Origin of the sequence: Ligilactobacillus murinus DSM 20452 = NBRC 14221 (assembly GCF_001591685.1) — a bacterium.
GTDB lineage: Bacteria > Bacillota > Bacilli > Lactobacillales > Lactobacillaceae > Ligilactobacillus > Ligilactobacillus murinus.
Genome location: NZ_BCVJ01000065.1, coordinates 1 through 8155, shown reverse-complemented (window position 1 = coordinate 8155; position 8155 = coordinate 1). Strand labels below are relative to the sequence as shown.

Below are 8155 nucleotides of genomic sequence, written 5' to 3'. Positions count from 1 at the left end.
GGTTGACAAAGAGCCCTTATTTTTCATGATCTGCGTAACTGTTTGATCTTGATCAAGTGCACCAACGATCGGATGCGGTACATAAGGCTCTTCTGAGTAAGAGTAAGATAACTAAATATTTTTTATTAAAATGTCTTAGCATTCTAAACTATGTCAAATTTACTCGATCACTTGGCTTTTCGCTACTTTTCGATACCAATAGGCACTTTTTTTCGGGTAACGCTCTTGCGTTTCAAAATCAACATAAAACAAACCGTAACGCTTTTCATATCCATTCGACCACGAAAAGACATCCATCAAAGACCACAAGAAATACCCTTTGACGTTTGCACCGTCAGTGATCGCCGCTGCGATCGCTTCTAAATGCTTCTTGATATAATCGATCCGCCCATCATCATAAACAGTCCCATCGACAAATTCATCTTTATAGCCCAGACCATTTTCAGTGATGTAGATCTTCTTGTAGTTAGGATAGTCGTTTTTCACGCGCATGATCTGATCATAAAGCCCTTGTGGATAGATGATCCAATCCCAATCTGTCTTTTCGATATCAGCAGGAGCGACCCTTTTACCAACACCTTTGATCTGATATTTAGAACTTCCTTTTTGACCTTTGCCATTATGAACGATCTCAGTTTCACCGTCAAATGCTTGCATCCAATCGCTCATGTAGTAATTGATCCCTAAAAAGTCGTTTAGATCTTTAGCTTCCTCTAAGCTTATAAAGTCTTCCTTTCGCAGATCGAGCTTGCCATTTCCATTTGCTGCTAAAATATGTTGCACGCCTGCCAGTGTTTTTTCTGAATAATGCCCTAGATAAGTTGCGTCTAAAATGAATTTGTTATGGATGATATCCTCTAATTCTGCGGCATAAACATCGGCTGGGTCAGAGGGATCAAACGGATATTTAGTCGGTAAAGCATGGACCACGCCGATCTCTCCTGGATAACCAGCATCTTTGTAGAGCTTGACTGCTTTAGCATGAGCGACCATCATATTATGGTGCGACTGAAAAACTTTAGCTAGATCATATTTGATCCCTGGTGGAAATTTTCCAACTAAATATTGTCCATCACCGATCGGACCGATCTCATTAAACGTCGTCCAGTAGTTGACTTCTGGAAATTCTTTGAAGCAAAAGGCTGCATATTCGACAAAATGTTCGATATTTTCGCGATTTAAAAAATCGCCTTTGGAATGTAAAGCTTCTGGTGTGTCAAAATGGTGGAGCGTCACAAACGGTTCAACGTGATGTTCATGGCATTTAGCAAATAATTTATGATAAAACTCGACACCTTTAGGATTGACTTCACCAAAACCATTAGGAAAGATCCGTGACCAAGCGATCGAGATCCGGATCCCGTTGATGCCAAATTCTTCACTTAATTTCAGATCGACTGGATAACGATGGTAAAAGTCTGACGCCGGCTCAGCGGTATACCAATAGTTATCAGCTAAATATTTATCCCACGCAACGCGTCCTTTTCCGTCTGTTTGTGTTGCACCTTCAGCTTGATAAGCAGCGGTCGCGCCCCCGAAAATAAAATCTTTTGGCAATGTTTTACTCATCTTTTGACCTTCTTTCATTTTGTCCTAGTCTTCAAATTGTTGTTTGACAAAAGCAAGTGCGCCTTGCCCATCACGAGTAAGTTTGATATATTGCGCGCCTTCTGTTTTGACTAATTTGATCCCTAACGCATCTGTTTCCTGTTTGATATCTTCATAATTTGAAGCAACTTGCGGGGCTAAAACGACTAATTGATATTCAGGTAAGATCTCGCGGTGAGCACCATAACTTCCAGCGGTCGCTGTGATCGGCATATCATATTCTTTCGCCGCTTTAGTCAAAGCATTAGCAAGTAGACCACTCGTCCCACCACCAGCACACAAAACTAAAACGTTGATCGGTTCAGTGCGTTCTTTAGTCGGGGTAGCTTTAGCTAAAACTTTTTCAGCTTTAGTCGTATTGAAATTAGCTGCTACTTTTTCTTTCAAATCGTTTTGTGCTTTACCAGTAGCTTCTTCAGCTAAGATCTGTTCATCATAGACTCTGATGAAAGGATAGTAGATCAAAACATCGACTACGATGAGGAGTAACGCCAAAACAAAGGCTAGCGGAGCAAAATTGGTCCCCATAACGATCCCTAGTGGTCCTGGGGTCGTCCAAGGTAAATTGACACTGAAACTATTCATTTGAAGCGTATCTACAAAAAATTTAAAGATCCAAACATTTACGATCGGAGCTAAAATAAACGGAATGAAAAAGACTGGGTTCAAGACGATCGGAGCTCCAAATAAGATCGGTTCATTGACACCAAAAAATGTTGGCACGACTGAGGCACGACCGATCGCTTTGTTGCGTTTTGATCTAGTCAGCCACATGAACATGAACGGTACGACTAAAGTCGCGCCAGTGCCCCCCATCGTAACGATAAACATCTGTGTCCCTGAAGTGAGCACTTTATCTGCATGCTGACCGGCTTGAAGCAGTTGGAAATTCGTTTCGACATTCGCGTAAGTGATCGCTGCGATCGCCGGCTCAACGATCGAAGGCCCATGGATCCCAACAAACCAAAAGAGTGCATAGGCCCCAAAGATGATCGTGATCCCGACATAACCATCAGCTGCTGTAAATAACGGTTCAAAAAGCTTTAAGATCGCTTCGGCAACACTTGCACCAATGAGTTGCCGGATCACAAGATCGATCGCGTAGATCACTAAGATCGAAAGCCCATATGGAATGATGTCTTTAAAGGCTTGGGAGACATTAGGTGGAACTTCTTCTGGCATTTTGATCGTCACATTATTTTTGACACAGACTTTATAGATATTAACGGTGATAAAAGCCGCCACAAAAGCCGTCAAAAGCCCTTTTGTCCCCATATACCCATTGGCAAAGCCATTTTTGAGCGCATCGGAAGCTAAAAGTAAAAAGCCTGAGATCGAAGCGATCATCGTCGAAATGTAATTGATCTGATTTGTTTTAGGCAGTTGCCGATTAAAGGCATCAGTCAACGCTTTAGCAGTTGTTCCTGCGACTAAGACAGCTACGACCCCCATCGTGTAATTATACGGCTTCATGATTGCCGCCACAGCTTTATCTGACCAAGTAAAGCCAAAGATATTTGGCACAAAGGCTATCAAAAGAAAAATACTTGAAAATAAGATGACCGGCATCGCAGCAATGAAACCATCGCGGATCGCTCTTAAATATGCATTTCGTGAGATCTTTTCAAAGAAAGGTTTCCCTTTCTCGATCTGTGCGATCAAGTTATTCATTTTTTATCCCCCCGTTTGTAAAGTTCAATCATATGTCCCATCATGTCGCGCAATAATAGCGTTGTCATCAGGTGGTCCTGCCCGTGCATCAATGTAACACTAAAAGCAAGATCTTCACCGGCTGCTTCTTTTTGTAAGAGCTTTGTTTGTGAATTATGTGCATCAACGATACATTCATTGGCCTTCTCAACAAGTTCTTCAGCTTTGGCATAATCGCCTTTTTGCGCCTCTGTTAACGCTTCCAAAAGTCTCGATCTTGCATCCCCAGAAAAGGCAACGATCTCAAATCCTAATAATGTGATCTCTTCTCGATTCATTATGATCTCCTCCTTAAATTACAATAGACGTTGAATATGCAAAATGATATAAAATCTCTCACTCTCATTAACTGGTACGATGACTAACTCTTTGATAACATCAAAGATCTCACTTCCGATCTGGTAAGCTTTAGGGTCATGTGACTTGATATGTTGTTCTAAACTACTGATTGAAGCCTCAGCTTTTGTGGGCCGATCCAAATAGTTCAAGAAATATGAAAGGTGGATCATAAACCGATCATAAAAGTTACTATTTGTCTTAGTCCGTTTGATCCCATTAGCGTGTAAAGTTTGTTCGACTTTAGCCATGATCTGCTTACTGATATCGTACTCCTCTCTTGTATGATCGAAAGTTTCCCCCTGTGCATTGATAAAATGAAGCGCGATCTTACCGATCTCATCTGCTGGTAGATCTTTGAGTAATTTCACCCGAAACAGTTGCAAAGCCTCTTTTGCCATCTGATATTCGAGTTGATATTCAGCTGATATATCTGGTAAGCGACTCTCTTGATAGGTGTTTTTTAATACTGCTTGGTAAGCACAGTAAATATGATCTGTTAACGTTACGTATAAATATTCTTGGACAGGATAATGATAAGTCGCAACTAGATGATCGATGACGGTATAAGTCACAGAGATAAAATCTAAAGGGATATCTTTCAACAAAGTCAAAAAATTTTCCTTAGCTTCAGCATTTTTTAACGCAAAAATATTTTCGATCTTTTCTTTAACGACTAGATCACCTTTTTTCTTTTGAAAAGTGATCCCTAACCCCATCACTACTGCCTGTTCGCCCTTTTCATTTTTTACCAGAGCAGCATTATTATTTAGTGACTGTATAATTCTAAACATAGTGACCTCCTCCTATTTTCAGATAAAAAAGACTACAAACAAATTGAGAATAGCGTACTCTCAGATCCATTTGTAGTCTTGCCTAATCGAATTAGTTACAATCCACTAATATTCTTGCTGATGAGTTAATTATAGCATATCCTCAATAAAGGTAAACCCTTTCTTAGAAATGTGTAACTATTTCCATGAAGTAGCTGTTTTAGTGAGTACTTTGTCTAGACTTGCGATATTTTCACGCCCAACTGTTTGTAACCATTCACGGGCAGCTTTTTGTCCTTGTTTGATGTAGACCGGTACGACTCCCGCCCAAGTAGCACGCCCACATAAAACACCGTTGAACTCGGCCCCAGCTTCTTTTGCAAAAACAAGCGTATCCTGGAAAAGTTTTGCTGAAACACCTGCACTGAGATAAATGTATGGTAACTCAGTTGCCGCATCTTGCATTTGGAAATATTTTCTAGCTTCTTCTTTAGTGTAAGCACTTGGCTCTTTGCCAAAACCTGCGACAAAATTCATGTTGACTGGCACTTCAACTTTGAGTACATCTACACTGAAACGCTCAGCTGAAAAAAGCTTCATCGCTTCGATCACTTTACGCGGTTTGACTTTAGCAAATTCTAAACTCGTATTATCGGCGAGCTTTTCGTCGTAACTCAAGATCTCTAAGAAAAATGGCAACTCAGCTGCTTGACACTCTGCTCCTAAGCGCTCAATATACGCTTGCTTTTGTAAATTCACTTGCGGGTCACCATCAACGTCATAATAGAGTAAAAATTTGATCGCATCTGCGCCAGCTTCTTGTAATCGTTTTACAGACCATGTATCTAAGCAATCTGGCAAACGACTCGTAGAACTCGTATCATAACCTGTTTTTTCATATGCTAAAAGTAATCCACAATTTTTAGCGCGTGCTTGTGCAGCGGGTAGCCCAAATTCAGGATCTAACAAGATTGCTGAAGCATATGGCGTCAATTCTTCAGCAACTAATTGCTTTAACTCTTCCATTTGAGCTACAGTCGGTTCTGTTGTTTGATATTGCGCCATCATTTTTTTCAAAGCCCCACGTTGATCAAACGCTAATGCGGAAATGAGGCCTTCTTTAGTACTTACTTTGTCCATAAATTTTTTCTTAGTTTCTGTTAAAGTCATTTTGGTTTCCCCCTAAATCGTGATATTCCCCACGTTCCCATTTTTCAAGGAATTCTGTAAAAAAATCTGGCTTTGCTTGCTCTTGGTTCAAAGTCTCGACCGCTTTGATCTTAGCGATCAAGCGCTCATTTTCTGCTGTCGGTCTGTATTTGGCTTCAATAAATGCATCAATGATGTCACACATCAATAGCTCACCTGTGATCTTGCCCCCAAAACCGATAACATTTGCATTCAACTCTTCTTTAGCGTATAACGCTGAAGTCATATCACGCACGAGTGCTGACCGGATCCCTGGAACTTTATTGACTGCATTGTTGATCCCCACACCAGTCCCACAAAGACAAATCCCTAGCTCAGCTTGGCCACTAGCAACTGCTTGCCCGACTTTTTTTCCATAGAGCGGATAATGCGTACGAACATTATCATAAGTTCCGAAGTCTAAAACTTCGTGCCCTTTATTTTTCAAATGATCGACCACCGCGATCTTTTCATAAGTCACGATGTGGTCACATCCGATTGCGATCTTCATTTTTTGCCCCCTTTTCAACACATCTTGTTCAACATATCGACTCGGATCTGATGCCGTCCACCAGCGTATTTCCCAGTCACAAAACCTTCGACGATATTTTTAGCGACTCCAACACCGACGATCTCACTTCCCAGTGTGATGAGACGTGCATTGTTGTGCTCTCTTGTCATATAAGCTGAACGTTCATCTGAAACTTCAGCTGCGATCATTCCTTTGATCTTGGTCGCAGTCATAAATGGTCCAACGCCAAATGCATCGATTACGATCCCTAAATTAGTTTCATTTTGAGTTACTTCAGCTACGACTGCTAGTGTTGTATCGACGAAATCGTTTTCAGAACTAACATCTTTAACGGCATAAGCTTTCTCAATTAAATAATTTTTAAGCTCTTCTTTCAGTTGCTCTCCTGCTGGATCAGCTCCAATGATGATCATTACCATTCCCCCTCGCGAAATCAAACACATTACCGTACTTCCAATTTTAAAAAAGCGCTTTCGCTTTTCTATGTTTAAATTATATAATCAACTAAACACAAAGTCAACATTTTTTGTTTATAAAATGTTCATAATTACATTTTATAAATAAAAACCCAACATTAACTGTTGGGCTCTTTGTTTATCTAATTGATGATCTCGATCTCAGGTTCGAGTGAGCGATAATTTTCGTCTTCAGTCTTTACATCGGTAATGAGTGCTGTTAGATCGCGAAGCTTACAAAATGATGTAAAATCATCTTTTCCGATCTTCGAGGAATCCAGCAATAGATATTTTTCAAGCGAATGTTTGAGGGCTAAATTTTGTGTGTACGCCTCGGCTAAAGTCGAGGTCATCACCTCACCATCTCTAACGCCATTACCTGAAAAGAACATTTTACTAAAACGTAACTTTTCTAGACTCGTATTTGTGATCTCACCGACAAAAGCTTCAGTCACTTGCCGGTATTCGCCTCCTAGTAAAAAGACTTGAAAATCTTCCGTCTTTTTAGCCATCAAAAGCGTAAAGACCGGCATACAATTGGTAATGACCGTCAAGCGCTGATTATTTAGCGCTTCTGCTAAAAATGCCACCGTCGTCCCTGGTCCTAAAAAGATAGTATCTCCATCTTCGATCAACTGGGCAGCTTTGCTAGCGATCGCTTGTTTTGCTTCTTTATTTTGGATATGTTTTTCTGCATGTGAGTACTCACGGTATTGGAAAGCTTTATTGCTTCGGGCACCTCCGTGGATCTTTGTCAAAACTCCTTGTTCTTCAAGTTCGACTAGATCGCGCCGGACTGTCATATCAGTTACATTTAATAATTTAACGATATCTGAGACCCGGATCGTTCCCTTCTGGTTGACAAGCCGTGTGATCTCTTCCAATCTCTCACGTTTTTTCATGTTTGATCACCTGTTGTTTTTTTATAATTATAGCAAATAAACAACATTAAATGTTGAATTTTTGACATGGAGATGTTGTAACTTTTAAAATAGTATATTTTGATTACTTTTCTACCCGTTCCAACACCGTCACGCTTTCAACATGTGGCGTCCTACCTATCCTAATCATACATTGCCTCAAACGCCGAGATAGTGCGGTTTGTTGCAGCTTTCTAGGGATGAATTTCTATAGCAATTTAACTAAGATAAGTGTTTGCTTATCTTACCCAATCTCGAACAATCTCACTATTTTAGCATTTCATCAACTAATGGGAACTCAATGAACGCTACTATATTATAGCGTACGTGGTACCTGTCGAGTGCGTAAGAACAATGGCTTAAAGCCTGGCTATCATCATGAATATCTACCAGGCACTCATGATGATAATGACAATTGCGGCTATCAACGTTGCCTTGCCAATCATTATTTTCATGTTTCGGAGGGGAATAAAAGACCGTACCGCTAACGATCCTGTTGCGGACGATCTTTTATCGACTAAGTAACCAAGCCATCGCCTGTATGCGGCTCACTTTTCTCTGTACATTAATAATCTGCCATCAGTAGCAAATACAAATAACTACCCTGATTTTTGTTTCATGTCTCGCAGTTTG

At 40.5% G+C, this 8155-nt stretch carries 9 protein-coding genes; 1 reads left to right on the top strand and 8 read right to left on the bottom strand.

What is annotated here, in order from left to right; genetic code table 11:
• Positions 1-159 precede the first annotated feature (159 nt).
• The 8 genes from lacG to LMU01S_RS09190 form a co-directional block, all read right to left on the bottom strand.
• A complete protein-coding gene (gene lacG, locus LMU01S_RS09225) occupies positions 160-1569 on the bottom strand; it encodes a 6-phospho-beta-galactosidase (RefSeq protein WP_056959962.1) in 1410 nt (469 codons plus the stop codon).
• A 24-nt stretch (positions 1570-1593) separates the two neighbouring features.
• Complete coding sequence (locus tag LMU01S_RS09220; RefSeq protein ID WP_056959965.1) at positions 1594-3279, bottom strand: lactose-specific PTS transporter subunit EIIC; 1686 nt, start codon at positions 3277-3279, stop codon at positions 1594-1596.
• Complete coding sequence (locus LMU01S_RS09215; RefSeq protein WP_056959966.1) at positions 3276-3596, bottom strand: PTS lactose/cellobiose transporter subunit IIA; 321 nt, start codon at positions 3594-3596, stop codon at positions 3276-3278. Before LMU01S_RS09215 ends, LMU01S_RS09220 begins: the two co-directional genes overlap by 4 nt.
• A gap of 18 nt (positions 3597-3614) precedes the next feature.
• On the bottom strand, positions 3615-4448 hold the full coding sequence (locus LMU01S_RS09210) for a PRD domain-containing protein (RefSeq protein ID WP_056959968.1): 834 nt from the start codon (positions 4446-4448) through the stop codon (positions 3615-3617).
• 177 nt (positions 4449-4625) lie between these two features.
• The gene (gene lacD, locus LMU01S_RS09205) at positions 4626-5597 is read right to left on the bottom strand and encodes a tagatose-bisphosphate aldolase (protein ID WP_056959970.1); all 972 of its coding nucleotides are present in this window, start codon (positions 5595-5597) and stop codon (positions 4626-4628) included.
• Positions 5578-6126: a galactose-6-phosphate isomerase subunit LacB gene (gene lacB, locus LMU01S_RS09200; protein ID WP_056959971.1), complete on the bottom strand. Its 549-nt coding sequence runs from the start codon at positions 6124-6126 to the stop codon at positions 5578-5580. The genes lacD and lacB overlap by 20 nt, the downstream gene beginning before the upstream one ends.
• A 14-nt stretch (positions 6127-6140) precedes the next feature.
• Positions 6141-6560 (bottom strand): galactose-6-phosphate isomerase subunit LacA, encoded by a 420-nt coding sequence (gene lacA / locus LMU01S_RS09195; protein WP_373682047.1) that lies wholly within the window; start codon positions 6558-6560, stop codon positions 6141-6143.
• Positions 6561-6745: 185 nt separating this feature from the next.
• Entirely contained in the window at positions 6746-7504 is a 759-nt protein-coding gene (locus LMU01S_RS09190; RefSeq protein ID WP_004048149.1) for a DeoR/GlpR family DNA-binding transcription regulator, read from the bottom strand.
• Positions 7505-7924: 420 nt separating this feature from the next.
• Between LMU01S_RS09190 and LMU01S_RS10780 the strand changes: the two genes are divergently transcribed.
• Positions 7925-8047 (top strand): hypothetical protein, encoded by a 123-nt coding sequence (locus LMU01S_RS10780; protein WP_263850223.1) that lies wholly within the window; start codon positions 7925-7927, stop codon positions 8045-8047.
• Positions 8048-8155: the final 108 nt, after the last annotated feature.

What these genes read in the sequence shown, in the direction of transcription:
- LMU01S_RS10780 (WP_263850223.1), top strand. Translation starts at nt 7,925, where the DNA reads ATGATAATGACAATTGCGGCTATCAACGTTGCCTTGCCAATCATTATT.
- lacG (WP_056959962.1), bottom strand. Translation starts at nt 1,569, where the DNA reads ATGAGTAAAACATTGCCAAAAGATTTTATTTTCGGGGGCGCGACCGCT.
- LMU01S_RS09210 (WP_056959968.1), bottom strand. Translation starts at nt 4,448, where the DNA reads ATGTTTAGAATTATACAGTCACTAAATAATAATGCTGCTCTGGTAAAA.
- LMU01S_RS09190 (WP_004048149.1), bottom strand. Translation starts at nt 7,504, where the DNA reads ATGAAAAAACGTGAGAGATTGGAAGAGATCACACGGCTTGTCAACCAG.
- lacD (WP_056959970.1), bottom strand. Translation starts at nt 5,597, where the DNA reads ATGACTTTAACAGAAACTAAGAAAAAATTTATGGACAAAGTAAGTACT.
- LMU01S_RS09215 (WP_056959966.1), bottom strand. Translation starts at nt 3,596, where the DNA reads ATGAATCGAGAAGAGATCACATTATTAGGATTTGAGATCGTTGCCTTT.
- LMU01S_RS09220 (WP_056959965.1), bottom strand. Translation starts at nt 3,279, where the DNA reads ATGAATAACTTGATCGCACAGATCGAGAAAGGGAAACCTTTCTTTGAA.
- lacA (WP_373682047.1), bottom strand. Translation starts at nt 6,560, where the DNA reads ATGATCATCATTGGAGCTGATCCAGCAGGAGAGCAACTGAAAGAAGAG.
- lacB (WP_056959971.1), bottom strand. Translation starts at nt 6,126, where the DNA reads ATGAAGATCGCAATCGGATGTGACCACATCGTGACTTATGAAAAGATC.